We start from the raw sequence: 20,038 nt of genomic DNA on the forward strand, positions 1-20,038 counted from the left end.
AAGATTGATAAGCCGTATAGACCACAAGGAGGTGCAAATATAAAATGAGAACATATGAAGTTATGTACATCGTACGCCCAAACATTGAGGAAGATGCTAAAAAAGCGTTAGTTGAACGTTTCAACGGTATCTTAGCTACTGAAGGTGCAGAAGTTTTAGAAGCAAAAGACTGGGGTAAACGTCGCCTAGCTTATGAAATCAATGATTTCAAAGATGGCTTCTATAACATCGTACGTGTTAAATCTGATAACAACAAAGCTACTGACGAATTCCAACGTCTAGCTAAAATCAGTGACGATATCATTCGTTACATGGTTATTCGTGAAGACGAAGACAAGTAATAATTAGAGGGGGCGTTTAAATGCTAAATAGAGTTGTATTAGTAGGTCGTTTAACGAAAGATCCGGAATACAGAACCACTCCCTCAGGTGTGAGTGTAGCGACATTCACTCTTGCAGTAAATCGTACGTTCACGAATGCTCAAGGGGAGCGCGAAGCAGATTTTATTAACTGTGTTGTTTTTAGAAGACAAGCAGATAATGTAAATAACTATTTATCTAAAGGTAGTTTAGCTGGTGTAGATGGTCGCTTACAATCCCGTAATTATGAAAATCAAGAAGGTCGTCGTGTGTTTGTTACTGAAGTTGTGTGTGATAGTGTTCAATTCCTTGAACCTAAAAATGCGCAACAAAATGGTGGCCAACGTCAACAAAATGAATTCCAAGATTACGGTCAAGGATTCGGTGGTCAACAATCAGGACAAAACAATTCGTACAATAATTCATCAAACACGAAACAATCTGATAATCCATTTGCAAATGCAAACGGACCGATTGATATAAGTGATGATGACTTACCATTCTAATAAAAATTAACGAAATTAAAGCGAAAAAATTATCAAAGGAGGCACACAATCATGGCAGGTGGACCAAGAAGAGGCGGACGTCGTCGTAAAAAAGTATGCTATTTCACAGCAAATGGTATTACACATATCGACTACAAAGACACTGAATTATTAAAACGTTTTATCTCAGAACGCGGTAAAATTTTACCACGTCGTGTAACTGGTACTTCAGCTAAATATCAACGTATGTTGACTACAGCTATCAAACGTTCTCGTCATATGGCATTATTACCATATGTTAAAGAAGAACAATAATATTTAATATATTATAACCCTCGTAGGCATAGGCTTATGGGGGATTTTTTTATGCTTTGGGATATAGAAAAGGGACAGAAAAGGGTAAAAAAGAGGAGGTGAAGTTTTGTGTTTGGGATTTGCACAAAGATATGTTTATATTACAAAAATAATATGAATTTAGATGAATAAAAAAAGAGGCAACCGTCAGTAACAGTTAACCTCAAGTGCATTCCGCAGATATGCACCGCTATTTATGTATAATATTAATCTGTTTTTAGATAAAAATCAAGGTTATTGATAAAGTTCTTTAAACTTCTTAATTTAGGTCTTGCTCGAACGCCTATAATTTTATCATAAGTCGACTCGCTTATCTTTGATCGTAAAAAATCAAGGTTTTGTTCGAATTGCTTTATAATTCTTTGGAGTTCTGTTTTAGAATAAGAGAGACCAGAACAAATTAGAATTAATAAAATGAGATAATCAATTATTCTGTCGAAATCTAAATTGTGTATATCCATTTTTACTGCTAAATATTCTTTTAATCTATTACTTGTCTCTCCAGTTTTAAATCTACAGTCATAAAGTACACCATTGTGAGCTATAGCATTTCTTAAGCCTTTCATACAATCAATGATGTCACCTAGTATATCTTTACTTTGATCAAATGCTGGGGAGTATAATTTTAGTTGCTTTTGAGCTTCTATATTCAAATTTTGGGACATGCAACGAGTGAAAAATACCAGATTTCCTAAAGTGAACAATTCAAATACGGCATATAGTGGCACGGTTCTATCTTGATGTATGTAATGATAAATGTAAGGTTTTGAATTACAATGTTCATGGATCATGTCGTAAATATCTCTTCTTAGTCTAGTAGTATTTTTTAAATGCTTTTTATATTTTGAGCTACCGGGACTATAACTTTTATAATATGTTAATGATTTTTGAAATAAACTATCTAAATCAAAGCCAGAGTTTACACAAACTATTTCTAGCAATCTATTTTTAATAGCCGTTTCACAGAACATAACGTGTTTATAGAAAAGGCTTTTAATTTCTGTATCAAAACTGTATAAAGCGTGTAATTCGCTGAATTTTTCAAAATTAAGTTCTTCCTCTTTGTTTAAAAAGAAATTATACCCTTTGAATCCATGAAAATAGCCGATGTTTCGTAACTGGATTTTTTCCGTGCTACCATTTATTTGGATACCTTTATTGTCTCTTATATGTCTCATTAAACCATCAGTAGTTTTAGGTGTTTTTCTGTTCATAGTTTTTAACTCCCCAGTCGTTCAAATTTATTCATCATATCTTTCGCCATCTGATTAGTAACATGTGTGTATATCTCTAGATTTTTTTATAATCTGAATGACCTACATGCTCTTGCATTGCTTTTAAGTTAATTCCTAATTGAGCAAGTGCAGATATATGCGAATGATGTATAATGTATGCGTCGTTACAGGTTTCTTAATAGAACTAATCTCAGTTGTCTCTTTGATAGTGCCCCCTTTAATAATGTTGCTAATTTTGTTCGAGTCGATAGGGCCACCAGCTGCATTTGTGAATATGTAACCTATATTAATAAACTTATCACTATGGATAGTGAGGCCTATAGCCCTATAGCTGTTACTTGTTCTAGTTGTCTCTTTTACTCCGGATACTCCCGTCATTTTTCAGTTATCCAATTAATTGTACCATCGATATCTAGCGTTTTATCTTCATGGTTTATATTTTCTCTCTTTATTGCAAGTAGCTCACCGATACGCATGCCATTAGCAATTTGAAACTGTACCATAGCTTTTACCATTTTATAATTACGCTTTCTCGTTGGATATTTTTATACTTAATTACATAGTCGAAACAATCCGGTATTTCTTTCACTACATTATCTTCTAAAGTGTTATTACGTTTAGCTAGTAACGCATCACTATAGGGATATCTATTTTATCTATTACACATATAACTTTGAATTGCTTACTATTTTAAATTAACAAATTCTATTCTCTTAGATTTACTCCAATTGTGTGTAGACGATTTATAGTTATTAAATTCAGAGTGGTAGCAAATTAAAGTTAATCAAGAGTTAAGATGAATTTAATTCATGAACACGTCTATTATTTTTATAATTGTAGCAAATAAAGCTTTACATCAAGGAGGTAATTAAATATGTTCAAAAAATATGACTCAAAAAATTCAATCGTATTAAAATCTATTCTATCGCTAGGTATCATCTATGGGGGAACATTTGGAATATATCCAAAAGCAGACGCGTCAACACAAAATTCCTCAAGTGTACAAGATAAACAATTCCAAAAAGTTGAAGAAGTACCAAATAATTCAGAAAAAGCTTTGGTTAAAAAACTGTACGATAGATACAGCCAAAATACAATAAACGGAAAATCTAATAAATCTAGGAATTGGGTTTATTCAGAGAGACCTTTAAATGAAAATCAAGTTCGCATACATTTAGAAGGTACATACACAGTTGCTGATAGAGTGTATACACCTAAGAGAAATATTACTCTTAATAAAGAAGTTGTCACTTTAAAAGAATTGGATCATATTATAAGATTTGCTCATATTTCTTATGGCTTATATATGGGAGAACATTTGCCTAAAGGTAACATCGTCATAAATACAAAGAATGGTGGTAAATATACATTAGAGTCGCATAAAGAGCTACAAAAAGATAGGGAAAATGTAAAAAATAATACTGATGATATAAAAAATGTAACTTTCGAACTTGTGAAAAGTGTTAATGACATTGAACAAGTTTGAAATTAAGTTAAATTAGTATATACAGTGTTTTATCGCTAATACTTTGAAAGTTAGGTATCTAAAGGTGCCTAGCTTTCTTTGTTATGATTAGCACCATCATATAGAAAATTCTTTAATGACGTTTATGCCGAAATCTACAAAAATAATTTCTCTTTTATGGTTAATCAATATGTTTTTACATTCGACAACCTTAAAATTAACTTCTTTCAATTCAATAATAAAGTCTCTATAAAATAACTTAGTTTAAAAACGATTCGTATCTTTCAGATTCAAATACCATTATTTTCTCCTAAGACTTACATTTTAATTACAATTATGTAAGTTGTTTTCAGAGACATCCTATTTTATATTTTGTCAGAGGTGATCTTTTGAAAACGATTTTAAAAACAATAACATATCTCGCACTTACTATCATTGGCGCTTATGCTGCTTTATTCATTTTAAAAACAATAGACTCTCATGGTATAACAGATCAATTTAACCCATTAGTAAAGGAAGATGATTCTTATGTTAAAACGACAGAGGTGTCTACTAGAATGGATGATCAACTCCGAAGTTATAGTCAAAGTGCTTTTAATAAAGAAGGGAAAGAGACGCAATTAATGTATACTGCTACATTTGATGTTAAACCGCATAGATACTTGAAAATTACACATAAAGGTCATCATGTAGAAACTTTTGAAGAAGTTGAAAAGGAAGAAGTACCAAAGAAAGCATTAGCCAAATTGAGGCGATAATAACGGGTTTATATTACATGGTTCATTTTAAAGATGAGTACGAAATGAAGTGACACATGAAGAGTAATTTAAAAAAATTTGTAATAATTATGAATAGAATTAAAAACAAGGGGTAATACAATCTATATAGCATATAAGCTTTTGTTATGAGTTTCAAAAAAAGGAAGAGAGAGTGATATTATGAAATTAAAATCATTAGCAGTGTTATCAATGTCAGCGGTGGTGCTTACTGCATGTGGCAATGATACTCCAAAAGATGAAACAAAATCAACAGAGTCAAATACTAATCAAGACACTAATACAACAAAAGATGTTATTGCATTAAAAGATGTTAAAACAAGCCCAGAAGATGCTGTGAAAAAAGCTGAAGAAACTTACAAAGGCCAAAAGTTGAAAGGAATTTCATTTGAAAATTCTAATGGTGAATGGGCTTATAAAGTGACGCAACAAAAATCTGGTGAAGAGTCAGAAGTACTTGTTGCTGATAAAAATAAAAAAGTGATTAACAAAAAGACTGAAAAAGAAGATACAGTGAATGAAAATGATAACTTTAAATATAGCGATGCTATAGATTACAAAAAAGCCATTAAAGAAGGACAAAAAGAATTTGATGGTGATATTAAAGAATGGTCACTTGAAAAAGATGATGGCAAACTTGTTTACAATATCGATTTGAAAAAAGGTAATAAAAAACAAGAAGTTACTGTTGATGCTAAAAACGGTAAAGTATTAAAGAGTGAGCAAGATCACTAAAATATGTCGTAATACTAATGATAATAACATGTCTTAATTCATATTAATTATTAAAATACCCTCACAACGCAATGTAATATATCCAGTATAGATTTGAAAGGATATATGCCTAACGTGTTGTGAGGGTTTAATTGCATCTATTTATCCATGCGAATATCGACTTCTTCTAAATGTTTCTGATATTCTTTAACCTTACTTTCTAAAAACATTTCATATGGTGCATCAAAGAAGTCAGCTAAATGCATGGCATCTTTAAATTTAGGTTCATGGTGATGATTCTCCCATTCCCAAATTTGATGTGCTTCATATTTAGTACCATATTTCTCATTTAATTGTTGTGCTAATTCGTCAATTTCTAAATTATGTTTAGTTCGTAAGTTATATAAAATATGCATATTCATTGTTCATTAACCTCGCTTCTTGATTTAAAATTCAAAGATGCTCTAATAATATGTGTATATTCTAGTCCTATAACATAAAATAATCAAGCTATGAATTCGCCAGAAAAAATAATGTATTTGATATTGCCGGTACAGAGACTTTAAATAACGATAGCTACATTGAATAAAATTGATATTCAATTACTACTTTGAAAAATATTTAGATAAAAATAATTTGAATTTGTTTTAGAAAGTCTAATAACGGGTACTACTTAGAATAACGCAAAATAAATAGAAAAAGGAGACTGAAAATTATGTTTGGATTTATTGGAATGTTAATTGTCGGTGGCTTAATTGGATGGGCTGCTGGTGCTATTATGGGTAAAGATATCCCAGGTGGTATTTTAGGTAATATTATCGCAGGTATTATTGGATCATGGTTAGGTGGAACATTATTAGGACATTGGGGTCCTGAACTAGGAAGTATTTACATCTTACCAGCTTTAATTGGTTCAATTATCTTAATTGCACTGGTAACTTTAATTTTAAGAGCTGTTCGTAAAAAATAAAATATTCAACTTAGGTTGAATTGAAATAAAGATGGCATTCAGTTGTCATCTTTTTTATTTGCGTGAAAATGGTCAATATGTATTATAATATTTGAAAATGTAGGTAAGATAGGATTGAAAAGTAATAAATTAACATGAGGAGAGGTTGGAAATAAAAAAGCGAGTATTTGACAAATAAAAAAAAGGATGACGTTGGGTTGCGCCATCCAGGAGTATTATGTTCATGAATATAAAAGACTGTGTAGTCATTTAAGAACTACACCCATATAGTAACACATCACTTGATTAAAGACAATACTATTTTTAGAGTCATTAATTTAAAATATGAATTAATTATTTTTTTAGAATTGTGGTGTAAACTTTAGTTAGAAATTAATTCTTAGGAAAGGAATTGATAATTATGACTGAGTTTACACCTTATTTTTATGATTTTAAGCATCTAGATTATAGAAATTTTGTTGTATTAAGATTTCATGGATATTCTAAACGTCATATCTGTAAGATGTATAAAATTGCATACTTTTGTATATTGGACGTGTGCAATAAAATCAAAGAAAATGATTATCAATTTACTTATAAGGATTATGTGTTTTTAAAAAAACATGGTGTATCGAACGCATTTATATGCAAGATGTATCATATTAATAAAATTGACTTAGAATTTTTTGAGGTGATGAACCGATAGGTTTCAAAAAAACTAAATAGATCAGGAGAAGCATAGACACTCCATTATCAAAAATGCAGTGGTACGGATTTGCGGGAGTTATTCCTATTCGTGCGACCCTAAAAACCTTAAATTTGTATGAGTCTGCCTATTTTTAATTAAGATTGAGGTGACTTTATGATTGAACCAGTGATTGATGTTAAAGCAACATTAGGCGAAGAATTTCGTTATTTATCACATGTTGAAAAAATATCACGATTTGATGAAATATACTACTTGTACACGATTATATGTGTTGATATTGGTGAACAAGTTAAAATCAGATTATCAAATGAAAAATCATTTGAACCTTTAGAACATGTGGGATTTGACAATATTTCGATTAAGCCAAGAGTATATCAAGATATGAATACAGGTTACTGTAATTTATATACAAGTTTTTCAGCTGATGATATTTACAGCTTAGATAATAGAGAAAATTAACAAAAATAAAAAATAGAAATGAGGCATTTATTATGGCATGGAATCCAAAATTTGATTTAAAAGAAACATTCGGTGATTTATATTTTATGGGTGTAGATGAGAAGTTTAAATATGAAGATGGTGAAAAGACAAACGAAAAAGTATACGCATACAAATTAGCGTCAACTGGTCAAGGTGAACAATTAACAGTAAAGGTTCCTAAAGAAGTAGAAATTGAACAGATGTCACTGTGTGAACTTGTAGGTGTAGAGGCAAAACAATATGTACAATCTTCAGGTGATTTTAATTCAATTCAACCAAGTATTAAGGCTGATGATATTAAACAAATCGGTACAATCTCAGTTAAAAAAGGCGCACCACAAGGTTAATGTATGGAATTTTATACAGCTGACAATCTAGCGCCTTATGCACGTACATTAAAATTATCTGAAGACATGTTGTCATATATTGCAGCTAGAATTAACACAGGAGAGAAATTGTCATTAATGGCGATCGCTCAAGAAATACAAAAAAAGTTCAATGGTGACTATGTTAAAAGCAGTTTACCATCAGGCAGACCAAGGATTTATACCGACGTCTGCTTATTGTGTTTTAGTTTGAAAGAAGCCGGACATGGGCGATTACTACAAGTCGATTTAAAGGATTGTATCTATATTGGTGATATAGATGCGTAAAACTACGACTGTTATTGATTAACTTAAGGCGGGCTGGACTTTTAGCGCCTGCAGGCGCAGAAATGCAAGCCGGGACGGCGTTAAGCATTTGGGCGGAGCCTGCGACAAAGGCGCGTTAAGAAAGGGAGGCGTATGCCTTAAGTTATCAAATCGCTTGCGATTTGATAGGAGGTTTTTTCATGGAAAATCAAGATTCTACCCCCCTTACTAATAGGGGGGTAGCGAGCGCAAAAAAATGTGGCTTGGAGGCAGTCGTTGACTGGGTTCAAGTGACATTCCAACTGCCCTCGATTTTTGCAATAATGGAAGATGTTTTGAAACTGCCTCGGGCAGTGTTTAAACATCGTAATAGTGGATTGTATTTTTACAATCGTGGTTATACATTTGGAAACATTCAAATCTTTTATTCTGATAAAGATGATAGTATGGGTTATCATTTACAGTTATCTGGTTCAGGTTGTCGAGAGCTTGAACATTATTTAACTAATTGTGGTGAAACGTGGCAAGATTTTTTTAAGCGCTGTGCGGTTAAAAAAGCACGTTTTACAAGAATTGATATAGCGATAGATGATACCAAAACATATTTAAAAATACCGCGATTAATTAAAAAAGCTGAACATGGTGAATGTATTTCAAAATTTAGAACTGCGAGTTCAATCGCTGGCTTTAAACTTTCTGACGGTCAATCAAAGGGTTCAACTTTTTATATTGGTTCTAAAAAAAGTGATATGTATTGTCGTTTTTATGAAAAGAATTATGAAATGGCATATAAACTTAAAAAGCCTGTTGAAGATTTTGGGTTGTGGAATAGATACGAAATACAAATGCGTAGAACAAACGCAGAAAATTGCGCTAAGATTTTAACTGAAACATCAAGTATATCGGATATTGTTAAAGGCGTATTAAATAATAGTATGCGCTTTGTAACAAAGCCGAAAGATGGAAAAGATAGCGACAAAAGACGCTGGGAAGTATATAGAGAATGGAAGCATTTTATAAATGGTGCTAATAAAATTACATTGAGTATGAAGCCGAGTTTGAAATCGATTGAAGATAACATTGATTGGCTGTGTAAACAAGTGGCTACAACGTTAGACACGGTTTTAACAGCTGAAGCAATGGCACAGTCAGAAGGACTACTTGAAAATACTGATTTTCTAAATAAAATCTTAGCGCATTCATCATTTACTGATGAACATACAGAGCGCATAGACCATTATTTAGAAGAATTAAAACGAAAAAAGAACTTGACTTAAAGACAAGTTCTAAGTTTTAGTGCTCATTTAAAAAAGAATTGCTATCTATATCTAATCAGAAAGTGATTAGGATCTCATTATATATGAATTTGAGTATTTTAGCAATCATTAATTTTATTTGTTTAGGAAATGCAAATAAATGGAAAGGAGTCGATATTTATTAAAACTTTTTTTACTAATATGCGAAAAATCTTTTTAAATATCATTCATAAATTGATATTATCTAGATTTTCGAAAAAAGGCAAACAGTTTGATGTGCCAGAAGCAGAGCGTAAAGAATTACCGAAGTATCGCAATCACAGAAAAAAGATTGTGGTTATTTTTTATACCGTTTTAATTATCTTGACTGTGTTATTATTGGCTGCTTTTGTTAGAGCTTCTAAAGCGAATAATGAAAGTAAACAAGCCGTTAATAACACAGAAGAAATCAAAAAGAAATATGAAGATAATGCTGAAACGGTTCAGTATAATCCAAATCTTAAGTTATATGCAGATAAATATATTGATACGTATATGAATATTCCTAAAGGCGGTAAAGAAAAAGAAGAACGACAAAAAGCATTAGAAAACTTTTACCCTTCTGACTATAAAACGCCTACAGAAAATACTGAAAATGTTGAACGTAAGTTAAATGAAAAAGAATTTTTTAATATTAAACGTAAAGATAAACAGACAATTATTCAGTATATTGTCAATTACGATCTGAAAATTACGGAGAAAAAGGAAATTAAAGTCAAGAAGAAAAAAGATAAGAAGGATAAAGATAAAAAAGAGGAATATGAGACAAAGACAGAAGAAAAAACACGTACAGAAAGTAAGAAAGCATTGTTAAATATTCCTGTTAAAAGTGAAAATAATAAGTATGTCGTTGTGGAATACCCCCACTTTTCAATTGTCCCAAATAATCAATTGAAACAAGCGAAGCTTGTAAAAGATAATTTGGAGAATGAAAAACGTGAGGATAATCCAAAATTAAAAGCATTCGTTGAAGACTTTTTTAATAAATACACGAAAAGCAAAGCCGATGATATGGCTTATTTAATGGATAACCCCGAAGGGTTAGAAGATACAAGAGAAGTATCTAAAATTAGTGATTTGCGTATTTATCCTAAGAAGAATGATTATGTCATTAAGGCAGAGGTTTTAATGAAAGATAAAGGGTCGCCACTTGAGAATTTAGAACATTATACGTTGGAAGTGACAAAGAAAGACGGAAAATATTACGTTAAGAAATTAACAACAACATTTGGAGGTTAAAATTATGGATAATTTTTTAAATTTGATGATGGTGTTAGGTAATACACCTACGATTAACCCACTAAAAGATTTAGTTAGTAGAGAAGTTGGGTCAGCAATTGGGATTATTGTATTAGTTGTTGGTTGTATGAAATGGGCTGGTGGTAAATATGGACATATGGTTTTGTTATTTGTTGTTGGTGGCTTCATGTTCTTGGTTTCTAAAGGTCCTGAAACTGTGTTTAATGCATTATCTGGGCTTTGGAAACTAATATTTGGAGGCTGAATCCGATGGATAAAAAAGCCTATAACTTAAAACGAACATTTGAACAGCCTATCGTTATGTATGAATTTACTAACAACGCACGTTTTTCAAAAGGTATTCGTATTGATTGGGTCGCTACATTTGTAGCCTTAGAGTTAATACTTGCGATACTGTATTTTAAATTAGGATTTCATTATATAACTTCATTGATTAGTGGTATGAAAATTATTTATTTTACAGCGCTCCCCTACTATATGACAAAGTATTTAGTGAAGTTAAAACAAGATGGTAAAAAATTAGTTTTTTTCCTTTGGGATTTTATAACTTATGTGTTTAATATTCAAATGCGTAATGTCCACTATGCGTATGATGAAGAAGTGAAATATCACAACAAGAAATTAATCAAATTGAAATAGTCCCTGTTGGGGCTATTTTTTATGGAGGGATGACATGGATTTAAAAGCGCCCTACGCAGGGATAAAAAACAATTTATTATTAACTAAAAACGGTGAAGTCTGGGCGTATTATCGTATACGTTCGGAATCTATTTCAACAGCGAATTATGATGCTAAAGAAGCGTCTAAAAAGCGTATGAAATACTTTCTTGAGTCGATTAAAGGTTATCAAGATTTTCATTTTGAAATGTATGAACATGATTTGGATCTTAGAAATAAGTTCAAAGAAATTAGTAAAGATTTTGATGATACAACATTTGATGTTGCAAATTATTATGCGCAAGAAACGATCGATGTGTTAGAACAAGAATTACAAATGATAACACATAATTCATTTGTAATGGGTGTTAAGCTTAGAGAATTAAGTGATGACGCGGTTTCAATTAAAGAAATGGTAAAAAGTACGTTGTCAGATACAGCGGAGCGCATGATTTCAAATTTAGGCTTTAATGTCTCGTTAGATGATAAAGTATTAAGTCGTTATGAAAGTTTTGAACGTGAACTTGCGGATAATTTTCTGAGTATTGAAGGCGAACGTTTAACAGAAAATGAACTCGCTTATATAGTGAGAAAGCCATTTATTTCAAATGCAACACATGATGTACAAGAAGAGTCAGCACGACGTGCTGTCACTGATGTTTGTAATGTGGTGATAGACCCTACACAAATGCGTGTTTTGAAAGTGACGAATGAAAATGAAACATTTTATACAACAACCGTTGTTGTTGATGATTTTCCATTAGATATGGAATATACACATATCTTTGAAAAAGCGCAAAATATGCCGTTTCCAGTTGAATGTCATATTAAAGCAAAGATTGTTGAAAATGATAAAGTGAAAAAGAAATTCGATCGCGCAAAAATTAACCACAAAGCACAATCTAGAGAAAAACAAGCGACTGGCGATAATGCTTCAGAAGAAATACAAGATAATTTATTTGTGTTAGAACAAATGGAAAAAGAAGTGACAGGCTCAGGCGTGTTTATGGAATGGTCTTGTTTATTTGTGATTAAGAGTGATGACCTAAGAGATTGTAAGCGTAAAGCTAAGCGTTTAGTGAAACGCTTGAAAGAGACGGAGATTTACGCCGTAAATCCTCTAGCTGACCAATTACAATTATATTATCAAGTCTTACATGGCAATGACTTATTTATTAATAAGTATTGGGTACAACGCACGACGGCGACAGGTATCGCCGAAAATCTTTTTGGTGTATCACAAAGCTTAGGTACGAAAACAGGTTTTTATATCGGACGCATTGATAAATTTATACGTTCCGTTTCACGTGAAGAAGCCGTCGCAAGTTCAAGAGATATTATTCTTTTTAGTTTATTACTTGCGGCAAAAGGTATTAAAGGCGCTGTGAGCGATAGTCCACACGTATTAATTACAGGTCAAACGGGTAAAGGTAAGTCGTTTTTAGCTAAGTTACTTTGGCTATATACCTCATTCTTTAAAGGGCAAATGATTTATTGGGACCCGAAAAGTGAATTTGCGGACTGGTTTAATAAGATTACAGAAAGCGAAGAAATGAGACGAAAATATCCTTTGTTTGTTAGTCATTTAGAGAGATTTAAATATGTGACATTAGATTATAATAAATCAAATAACTTTGGTTGTTTAGACCCGATCGTCTTTTTAAATGGGATTGAAGCTAATGAGATGTTGAAATCTGTTTTTGATGAAATTAAATCATTTGAAAATTATCATCATATTGAAACAGCGATACATCAAGCGATTTCAGATACGATAGATGAACGCGAAAACGGTGAAACCGTTGGTTCACTTAGCGTGATAGAAAAGCTACAAAACCATGATGATGAAGCTGTACGTAATGCGGGTGATTTGTTGTATCAGAAAACACAAAATAATATTTTAAAGTTGGTATTTGGTAATGGAGAAAATCCAGCATTAAATATTGAAGAAAAGATAACGATATTACAGGTTAAAGGCTTGGATATTCCAAAAGCAGATGATGACCCTTCCACATATAGTACAAGTGAACAAAACGGTATTACATTAATGTTGTTAATCGGTAAATTCTTACAAAAATTTGGCTCACGTAGACAAATTCAAACGACCATATTTATTGATGAAGGTTGGGCGTTTAGTGCGTCACGTCAAGGTAAGAAAGTAGCGAAAGGCATTAAACGTATGGGTCGATCTGAAAATAATTCGCTTGTCTTTATTACACAATCTGTTAAAGATAAAGCCGACGAAGACGGCGGTAACTTTGGCTGTCATTTTGCGTTTGATGAAAAAGATGAACGAGAAGATATTTTAAAATCTCTTGACTTAGAATATTCAAAAGAAAGTCCTGAAAACATGGAAATGTTGAAAGACTTGAAGAAAGGTCAATGTATTTTCAGTGATTTCTACGGACGTGTAGGCAAAATGGCTGTACATTGTCCATTTGAAGAAATGACAGAAGCATTTAGAACACAAGAAGACTCAGCAAGTTCAAAAGCAGAAGAAAAATTTGCGATATAGAGGTGATTTATATGACGGTACTACCTATTTTATTTTATGTTGTTGGTTTACCCATTGCGCTTGTTTATGGTTATTATTATGTTCAATTAATGCGTACGATAGATGAACATATTAAGAAAGAAGCGCGTTATGTAAAAAATATATGTAGAAAATTTAATATTGATACATCGTATTTTAAATTAAGATTAAATGGGCATGCTTTTAATCATTGTATTAAGAAGGTGAAATAAACGATGATGTATTACATTATTTTAATTAGTTTTATTATTGTTCTTTTAGTTTCGGCAAAACTGTTCAAAAAAAGATATAGATATGCGGAGTTGCGAGAACTTGAGGCACATAAAGCTGAAATGGCAAAAATACATGAATGGCATAAAAGTTTAGAATCCAAACAGCGATCAGAAAAAATCGATATTATTCTTGAAGCTTTAGAAAGACATGAATATAGGAGTGATAAACAATGAAAATTTTAGACTTTTTGTTTAAGAGTAAATTTACTAATGGAGTCATTGTTGTTTTTACTACAATCATGTTATTACTTTATTTAATGATATGGTTAGCTTTTCATATATTGGCTATGGTTTCTGTTGTGCTAGCGATACAAGACATTGCGATTAATGGAAAAGATGCATTTATTAATGTTTATTTAGGTGTTTTATGTTTAGGTATGTATTTACTATCATTTTGGATGATAAATGCTCTTTTGCGTATTAGTTTTGATATTAAAGGTTTGTTTATGACGATTAAAAATAATACATTATTATTGTTTAATAAAAAGGTAGTAAAGGAGTGAAGATATGGCAATGAATGAGATTGCTTTATTTAAAGGTGTGCGTATTCAACCGTATTTTAAACATATTGATTTTATCTTTGCGGGTGTGTTCGCATTTATCTTTTTAGCATATCGAATATTAACATTATGGCAAGATTATATTAGACAACAAAAAGCGTTAAATGTGGTTGAAGTATATCAGTACTTTAAACCACATTTTTTATATCTTGTGATTGGTACAGCGATTGTGTTTTTAATTGCGAAATTATTTTCACAATTTGTTTTAAGATTTCGCGAAAAAGATTTAGCTGAAATGATTGAAACCCAAGGTTTCCATAATCGTACAGTTATAAAGAAGACAACAGAGTACTTAGATATTGATTATAAGAAGACAGAATATGACTACTACCCTACGTTATTTTATAAGCGTAAACGTAAATCATTTATGATACATGTAAAGAAAGACGGTTCACGTTTCCAAGATCATTATTTAGAGTTGGAACAAATCATCGAACCAATGTTTAACTGTGAGCTTGTTGAGAAGCGTCATATTGGACGTTTCCTCAGATATGAGTTTATGCCTCTTAAATATAAAAAAACGTATCGTTATGGAAGGCACAGAGGCACCAGAGACGACTTATTACGATACAAAGATTTATATTACGCATCAAATCCTTTGGGATTTTGTGAAAGCACCACATGCATTAATTACAGGTGTAACGGGTGGTGGTAAAACATACTTTTTATTTTACATGATTAGGGAGTTATTTAAACGTAATGCAGAAGTGCGATTATTAGACCCGAAAGTATCTGATTTATCATTTATGAAAAATGTGATTGGCACTGAAAAAGTGGCAGATACAACCGGACAAATTTTTAAACAACTTAGAGAAGCAAATGAAGAAATGGAACGCCGTTTTAGAATGATGAGTGAAAGCGAACATTATAAATTAGGTAGTAATTTCAGAAATTTCGACTTACCACCCTACTTTGTGATTTTTGATGAAGTGACAGCGTTCACTTCTACTTTAGATAAAAAAGAACTTCAAGAAATGAATGATTATTTAATCAACATCATTATGAAAGGTCGTCAAGCTGGCGTATTCATGTTTTTAACAGCACAACGACCAGACGCAGATGTGATTAAAGGTAATGTACGTGACCAATTAGGCTTGCGTGTATCAATGGGTAATTTGTCAGCTGATGGTTACCGTATGACCTTTGGTCAAACAGATAAAGTATTCCAACCTATTCATGAGTCAGATATTGGACGTGGTTACATTTCGATATTGGGACAATATAATGAACCGATTTTATTTGATGCGCCACTCATGGAACAATATGACTTTGTAGAAGATGTGAAACAAATATTAAATAAGGAGCGATAAATAATGAATAAAGAACAAATAGAAAAATTATTATTAGAATTAGCGGAAGAAATCGGAATGAAAAATGTTATTTTAATAGCTTTAGATTTAGCGATTAAAGAAGATGGTACATTACGTTCTGATGAAGTGGAAAAATTAATTAAAATACAGCGTCAAATTGAAAAACTTTAAATAAGGAGTGAAAGTGTAATGAAAATCGATTTTAATGAAAATGGAGATTTTTATTTTTTAGGCAAGAAAGATGTGAGACGTGACTTTGATTGTTATGCTTATCGGTTAGCTTCGGTTGATTTAGGTTCAGAAATTATGGTTTTATCAAAACAAAATTTAGATTTAAAGCCTTTAGAGAAAGTTGTATTGAATGATTTAGAAGTAAAAGACGCTACTTATGTATTTACAGGAAAATTAGAATTTATTAATTAATAATCGAATAAGGAGTGATTGAATGAAGCGTAAAAGTTTATATCTTTTATGCTTTTTAATTTTGCCTCTGTGTCTTGTCATGGGGGCAACGGCTTATGCGGTTGCTAATCCAGTAGGACAACCGACAAATGCGGTTAATGCGAAAATTGAAAAGTATAAAGTGGATAATAAAGCCGATGGTGATATTGATTTAGATCGATATCGTGCCCTCTTTCATAAAGAATCAGATTGGAACCCATTTGGCAAAGATGAAGTAGCTGAGACAGTTAATAATGTGACAAATTTTTTCTTTGAGATTAATAAATTGATTGTAAGTATCACTGATTACGGTATAGAGAATTTATATCAATTGGATGTATTAGATGATTTCGCAGATAAAATTGGTCAATTTGTGGGTGATATTTACCAAAAGTTATTAAGTAATATTGTGATGACATTGTTTATTATTATTTGTTTGAACGCGTTTATTATTTACTCTGTTAAAGGTAATATGGCAGAGGCATTAAAACGTGGTTTCTTAATCTTTTGTTTAATTGGCTTTGGTGTGGGTGTGCTTGCGAATGCAAGTTTTATTATTAAAGGTACAAACAATGTCGGTAAAGGGCTCAATAATGTCATTATGAATAGTACAAGCGCAATTAATGGCAATGTCGATTATGTGAATGAAAATTCAGGGATAAATAAAATCCGTAATCAATATTTTGACATGACATTATATAAACCTTATTTGATTATGAATTATGGTACTGTAAATGAAGAAGCAATCAAAAAGAAAGATAACAAGCGTATTAATGATATTTTAGATATTAAAGTTAAAGATAAAGATACACAAGGAAAGCGAGATGATAGAGTTAAAGACGAAGTTACTAAACATGATAATAGTGCTATGAAACAAAGTCGTGTGTTTGCGCAGCTTGGTATTGCGATGTTTACATTAATTATTACAATTTCTGTATCTGTGATTTTCCTTGCGATTAGTTTTGCGAAAGTCATATTTTCAGCTTTCGCCCTATTTCTATTCTTATTTCTAGTGTTTAGTTGGCTATTAAGCTTTTTACCTAATTTAGAATTATCTGTATTTAAAGCGTTAGCGCGTACATTAGGTTATATTATTTTAAGTACGTGTGTATCGTTTTTATTTGTGGTAATTGGCTTAAGTATTGATATTGCGGACGCAGTTATTAAACCGGAAAGCCAACAGGCTTATTTTTTAAACGTGATTTTCTTAATGATTGTTTTGTTTGTATTGTATAAAAAGCGACGTGAAATCATTGATTTTGTGACACGTGGTAATTTGAGCTTATCACCTCAAACGATTGGTGAAGAGACAATCAAGAAAGGACAAGATGAATGGAATAAGCGACGTAAAAAGCAGTCTGAAGATAAACAACAAAAGCGTGAAAATCAACGTGATAAGCCAATGCCTGTATTTATTGTAAATCAAGATGATAATAACAAACCCAAGCGGAATCAACAACAAGAAGTATCACATTCAACAACGCCTAATCAAAATATTAAACGACGTAATCAACAAGAAGAGATGCATATGTCATCAAATTCAGATGGTCCTAATACATCATCGCGTCATGATTTACAGAAATCGAAACAATCACAAGAAGATCAAGGTTTACAACGTGAAGTGAAACGAAATACGGAGATTAAACGGAACCCTCAACAAGATATGTCCAATTATTCTAATTTATCAAGACCACCCAAAGAGATATCACGCACGAGTCAAACGCCGAATGAATTAAGCTCAAATACAAGAGAAGTTCAATCATCTTACGATAAAGATATTGAAAAACGACGTATTCAAAATCATCAAACGCATCAAAATCAACATCATTCAAATACAAATGGCGATCAATATAGACGTAGCGCACAGCATAATAATAAAAACGAGGCAGAAAAGCGATTAAAAGAACAAAAGGACATTAGTAAACATGGTAAATAAAAAAGAAGTTGCCAAACAAGTGATACAACATACGCCTATCGGCGTAAAGTTACGATTACTTAAATGGATTTTTATTGTGTTGTGTATTTCCTTCTTTTTATTTCCAGTTATATTGTTATTTGTATTTAGTCCAGAGAAAGAAGAAGAACAAACAGATGGTGATGTTGTATGTGAAGGTGGTCATGTTAAAGATAAAGGTATTTCGGTATTTAACAAAAATGCGAAAGGTGGCGCATTAGATGGGAAAGGCAAAACAATTGTGAAAATCGCTGAAAAGCATAAAATACCACCTAATTTATTTGTGGCAATTATTGCGTCTGAGTCTGAATGGGGTAAAGGCATGAATGCGACAAAACAAAAGAATCCCCTATCCATTATGGGGAACGGACCATTAAAAGTTTATAATTCGGTTGAAGATGGTTTAAATGCGGGTGCTAAAAATTTGTATGATTTATATATCAAAGAAGGCTTAACAACGCCTGATAAGATAGGACCTAAGTATGCGCCTGTAGGTGCATCTAATGACCCTAGTAATATGAATAAACGTTGGATACCGACAGTTACATCAATTATGAAAGAATTAAGTGATAAAGATAGTGCTGTATGTAAATCTAAAGGCGGTAAAGACATTAAATTTGATGGTAAAATTCCAAAGTGGAGCGATTCAGACCCAGGAAAAAACAATTTATATACAGCAGGACAATGTACGTGGTATGCCTATGGTATCCGTCAAAAGATGGGTAAACCTATATCTACGTATTGGTTCCATGCGCAATATTGGAACGATAGAGCGAAAGAAGAAGGTTATAAGGTGAATACGAAGCCCGCAGTTGGTGCGTTAATGATTGCGGAGCCTGGACCTGGTCCGGCTGTGACAGGTCATGTGGCTGTAGTTATTGGTGTCAAGGACGATAAGACATTCACAGTCACTGAAATGAATATTAAAGGTCCTTATATTGTGTCACAACGAGAAATGAAAGTAGAGCCCGGGATTAGTTTTATTCATGATAAGGAGTAGATGAAATGAAAACAAAACTAGTATTGTTTTTAATTGTATGTGTGTTAACGATCGGTGCTTATTTTTTAGGGCATCAAACAACGAAACAACAAATTGTTGAACAAAAAAGTGAAGTTAGACAGTTAAAAGATACATTACAACATGAAAAAGAAACCAATGAAACATTGAGTAAACGAGTGCAAAGACAATCTAAAACCGTCATCGCAGATGAAGAAAAACAAATCAGAGAAACAGCACATCGATTTACAACCGAATTATTCACATTGAAAAAAGGTGAATCATTTAAGCAGAAATCAAAAGTATTAAAGCCAATGATTACGCAAAAATATTACGATGAATTGTTTAGTGATGGCAGAGAAAAGTTTAGTATTTTTGATGATGTGACAGTGAGCAATATGCATGTCTATTTTGAACAATTTGACCCAAAGAAAGATAAGTATAAAGTGTTTGTGCAATTTGATGAGCGCATAGATACGGAAGGACAAAAAGAAGTGGAACATCGTAAAACATCTATACAACTTGATTTAGTGAGAACTAATGATAAGTGGTTAATAGATAATGTACAACGCTTTAATTTACAGAAAAACGGACGTGGATAAAA

Annotated in this window: 26 protein-coding genes and 3 pseudogenes; 25 read left to right on the top strand and 4 right to left on the bottom strand. The window is 32.0% G+C overall.

Annotation, left to right across the window (positions count from 1 at the left end; translation table 11 throughout):
* The first annotated feature begins 44 nt into the window (after positions 1–44).
* From rpsF to rpsR, 3 genes are read left to right on the top strand one after another with little or no spacing between them, the layout of a single operon-like run.
* Positions 45–341, top strand: coding sequence for a 30S ribosomal protein S6 (gene rpsF / locus JV528_RS00705; RefSeq protein WP_001261460.1), 297 nt, complete (start codon positions 45–47; stop codon positions 339–341).
* Between the two features lie 20 nt (positions 342–361).
* Complete coding sequence (ssb, locus tag JV528_RS00710; protein WP_000934799.1) at positions 362–865, top strand: single-stranded DNA-binding protein; 504 nt, start codon at positions 362–364, stop codon at positions 863–865.
* A 51-nt stretch (positions 866–916) separates the two neighbouring features.
* The gene (gene rpsR / locus JV528_RS00715) at positions 917–1,159 is read left to right on the top strand and encodes a 30S ribosomal protein S18 (RefSeq protein ID WP_000897044.1); all 243 of its coding nucleotides are present in this window, start codon (positions 917–919) and stop codon (positions 1,157–1,159) included.
* 245 nt (positions 1,160–1,404) lie between these two features.
* Here the strand turns inward: rpsR and JV528_RS00720 are convergent, their stop codons facing one another.
* Together JV528_RS00720 and JV528_RS00725 are read right to left on the bottom strand one after the other, a co-directional pair.
* Entirely contained in the window at positions 1,405–2,412 is a 1,008-nt protein-coding gene (locus JV528_RS00720; protein ID WP_001080631.1) for an Abi family protein, read from the bottom strand.
* Between the two features lie 5 nt (positions 2,413–2,417).
* Positions 2,418–3,102: pseudogene (locus tag JV528_RS00725) on the bottom strand (tyrosine-type recombinase/integrase); the annotation flags it as partial.
* A 205-nt stretch (positions 3,103–3,307) separates the two neighbouring features.
* On the opposite strand from JV528_RS00725, the gene selX reads away from it, so the two are divergent.
* From selX to JV528_RS00740, 3 genes are all read left to right on the top strand, one after another.
* Positions 3,308–3,919, top strand: a complete 612-nt coding sequence (selX, locus tag JV528_RS00730; protein ID WP_065315809.1) for a staphylococcal enterotoxin-like toxin X — start codon at positions 3,308–3,310, stop codon at positions 3,917–3,919.
* A 368-nt stretch (positions 3,920–4,287) separates the two neighbouring features.
* Complete coding sequence (locus tag JV528_RS00735) at positions 4,288–4,656, top strand: YxeA family protein (RefSeq protein WP_000849161.1); 369 nt, start codon at positions 4,288–4,290, stop codon at positions 4,654–4,656.
* A gap of 180 nt (positions 4,657–4,836) precedes the next feature.
* Positions 4,837–5,409, top strand: coding sequence for a PepSY domain-containing protein (locus tag JV528_RS00740; protein ID WP_000769722.1), 573 nt, complete (start codon positions 4,837–4,839; stop codon positions 5,407–5,409).
* Between the two features lie 137 nt (positions 5,410–5,546).
* Here the strand turns inward: JV528_RS00740 and JV528_RS00745 are convergent, their stop codons facing one another.
* Positions 5,547–5,810, bottom strand: coding sequence for a helix-turn-helix domain-containing protein (locus JV528_RS00745; protein ID WP_001055897.1), 264 nt, complete (start codon positions 5,808–5,810; stop codon positions 5,547–5,549).
* 293 nt (positions 5,811–6,103) lie between these two features.
* On the opposite strand from JV528_RS00745, the gene JV528_RS00750 reads away from it, so the two are divergent.
* On the top strand, positions 6,104–6,358 hold the full coding sequence (locus JV528_RS00750) for a GlsB/YeaQ/YmgE family stress response membrane protein (protein WP_000466742.1): 255 nt from the start codon (positions 6,104–6,106) through the stop codon (positions 6,356–6,358).
* Between the two features lie 38 nt (positions 6,359–6,396).
* On the opposite strand, the pseudogene JV528_RS00755 reads toward JV528_RS00750, so the two are convergent.
* A pseudogene (locus JV528_RS00755) lies at positions 6,397–6,607 on the bottom strand (hypothetical protein).
* Positions 6,608–6,758: 151 nt separating this feature from the next.
* Between JV528_RS00755 and JV528_RS14620 the strand changes: the two are divergent.
* From JV528_RS14620 to JV528_RS00840, 18 genes and pseudogenes are all read left to right on the top strand, one after another.
* Positions 6,759–7,043 (top strand): hypothetical protein, encoded by a 285-nt coding sequence (locus tag JV528_RS14620; protein WP_031903561.1) that lies wholly within the window; start codon positions 6,759–6,761, stop codon positions 7,041–7,043.
* A 156-nt stretch (positions 7,044–7,199) separates the two neighbouring features.
* Positions 7,200–7,505 carry a hypothetical protein gene (locus JV528_RS00760; RefSeq protein ID WP_031903560.1) on the top strand — a complete coding sequence of 102 codons (306 nt, stop codon included), beginning with the start codon at positions 7,200–7,202 and terminating at the stop codon, positions 7,503–7,505.
* Between the two features lie 32 nt (positions 7,506–7,537).
* On the top strand, positions 7,538–7,873 hold the full coding sequence (locus tag JV528_RS00765) for a DUF961 family protein (protein WP_031903559.1): 336 nt from the start codon (positions 7,538–7,540) through the stop codon (positions 7,871–7,873).
* A 3-nt stretch (positions 7,874–7,876) separates the two neighbouring features.
* Positions 7,877–8,179 (top strand): hypothetical protein, encoded by a 303-nt coding sequence (locus JV528_RS00770; protein ID WP_204177123.1) that lies wholly within the window; start codon positions 7,877–7,879, stop codon positions 8,177–8,179.
* Positions 8,180–8,358: 179 nt separating this feature from the next.
* Positions 8,359–9,435 (top strand): replication initiation factor domain-containing protein, encoded by a 1,077-nt coding sequence (locus JV528_RS00775; RefSeq protein ID WP_204177125.1) that lies wholly within the window; start codon positions 8,359–8,361, stop codon positions 9,433–9,435.
* 180 nt (positions 9,436–9,615) lie between these two features.
* Positions 9,616–10,692, top strand: coding sequence for a conjugal transfer protein (locus JV528_RS00780; RefSeq protein WP_204177127.1), 1,077 nt, complete (start codon positions 9,616–9,618; stop codon positions 10,690–10,692).
* Between the two features lie 28 nt (positions 10,693–10,720).
* Complete coding sequence (locus JV528_RS00785) at positions 10,721–10,957, top strand: TcpD family membrane protein (protein WP_398572686.1); 237 nt, start codon at positions 10,721–10,723, stop codon at positions 10,955–10,957.
* 5 nt (positions 10,958–10,962) lie between these two features.
* Positions 10,963–11,352: a TcpE family conjugal transfer membrane protein gene (locus tag JV528_RS00790; RefSeq protein ID WP_031903554.1), complete on the top strand. Its 390-nt coding sequence runs from the start codon at positions 10,963–10,965 to the stop codon at positions 11,350–11,352.
* 34 nt (positions 11,353–11,386) lie between these two features.
* Entirely contained in the window at positions 11,387–13,882 is a 2,496-nt protein-coding gene (locus tag JV528_RS00795; RefSeq protein WP_204177128.1) for an ATP-binding protein, read from the top strand.
* Positions 13,883–13,893: 11 nt separating this feature from the next.
* Positions 13,894–14,112, top strand: coding sequence for a hypothetical protein (locus JV528_RS00800; RefSeq protein ID WP_000217371.1), 219 nt, complete (start codon positions 13,894–13,896; stop codon positions 14,110–14,112).
* Between the two features lie 3 nt (positions 14,113–14,115).
* Complete coding sequence (locus tag JV528_RS00805; protein ID WP_000990409.1) at positions 14,116–14,346, top strand: hypothetical protein; 231 nt, start codon at positions 14,116–14,118, stop codon at positions 14,344–14,346.
* A complete protein-coding gene (locus tag JV528_RS00810; RefSeq protein ID WP_000696095.1) occupies positions 14,343–14,675 on the top strand; it encodes a hypothetical protein in 333 nt (110 codons plus the stop codon). The genes JV528_RS00805 and JV528_RS00810 overlap by 4 nt, the downstream gene beginning before the upstream one ends.
* A gap of 4 nt (positions 14,676–14,679) precedes the next feature.
* Positions 14,680–16,042: pseudogene (locus JV528_RS00815) on the top strand (FtsK/SpoIIIE domain-containing protein).
* A gap of 3 nt (positions 16,043–16,045) precedes the next feature.
* Complete coding sequence (locus JV528_RS00820) at positions 16,046–16,213, top strand: hypothetical protein (protein ID WP_001031397.1); 168 nt, start codon at positions 16,046–16,048, stop codon at positions 16,211–16,213.
* Positions 16,214–16,231: 18 nt separating this feature from the next.
* Positions 16,232–16,465, top strand: coding sequence for a hypothetical protein (locus JV528_RS00825; RefSeq protein WP_000686779.1), 234 nt, complete (start codon positions 16,232–16,234; stop codon positions 16,463–16,465).
* A gap of 22 nt (positions 16,466–16,487) precedes the next feature.
* Entirely contained in the window at positions 16,488–18,419 is a 1,932-nt protein-coding gene (locus tag JV528_RS00830) for a CD3337/EF1877 family mobilome membrane protein (protein ID WP_000824167.1), read from the top strand.
* Positions 18,409–19,437 carry a CHAP domain-containing protein gene (locus JV528_RS00835; protein ID WP_000247483.1) on the top strand — a complete coding sequence of 343 codons (1,029 nt, stop codon included), beginning with the start codon at positions 18,409–18,411 and terminating at the stop codon, positions 19,435–19,437. Before JV528_RS00830 ends, JV528_RS00835 begins: the two co-directional genes overlap by 11 nt.
* Before the next feature lie 5 nt (positions 19,438–19,442).
* Positions 19,443–20,036, top strand: a complete 594-nt coding sequence (locus tag JV528_RS00840; protein WP_000850647.1) for a hypothetical protein — start codon at positions 19,443–19,445, stop codon at positions 20,034–20,036.
* Positions 20,037–20,038 lie beyond the last annotated feature (2 nt).

The organism is Staphylococcus sp. GDB20D11A (assembly GCF_016893255.1).
Taxonomy (GTDB): domain Bacteria; phylum Bacillota; class Bacilli; order Staphylococcales; family Staphylococcaceae; genus Staphylococcus; species Staphylococcus aureus.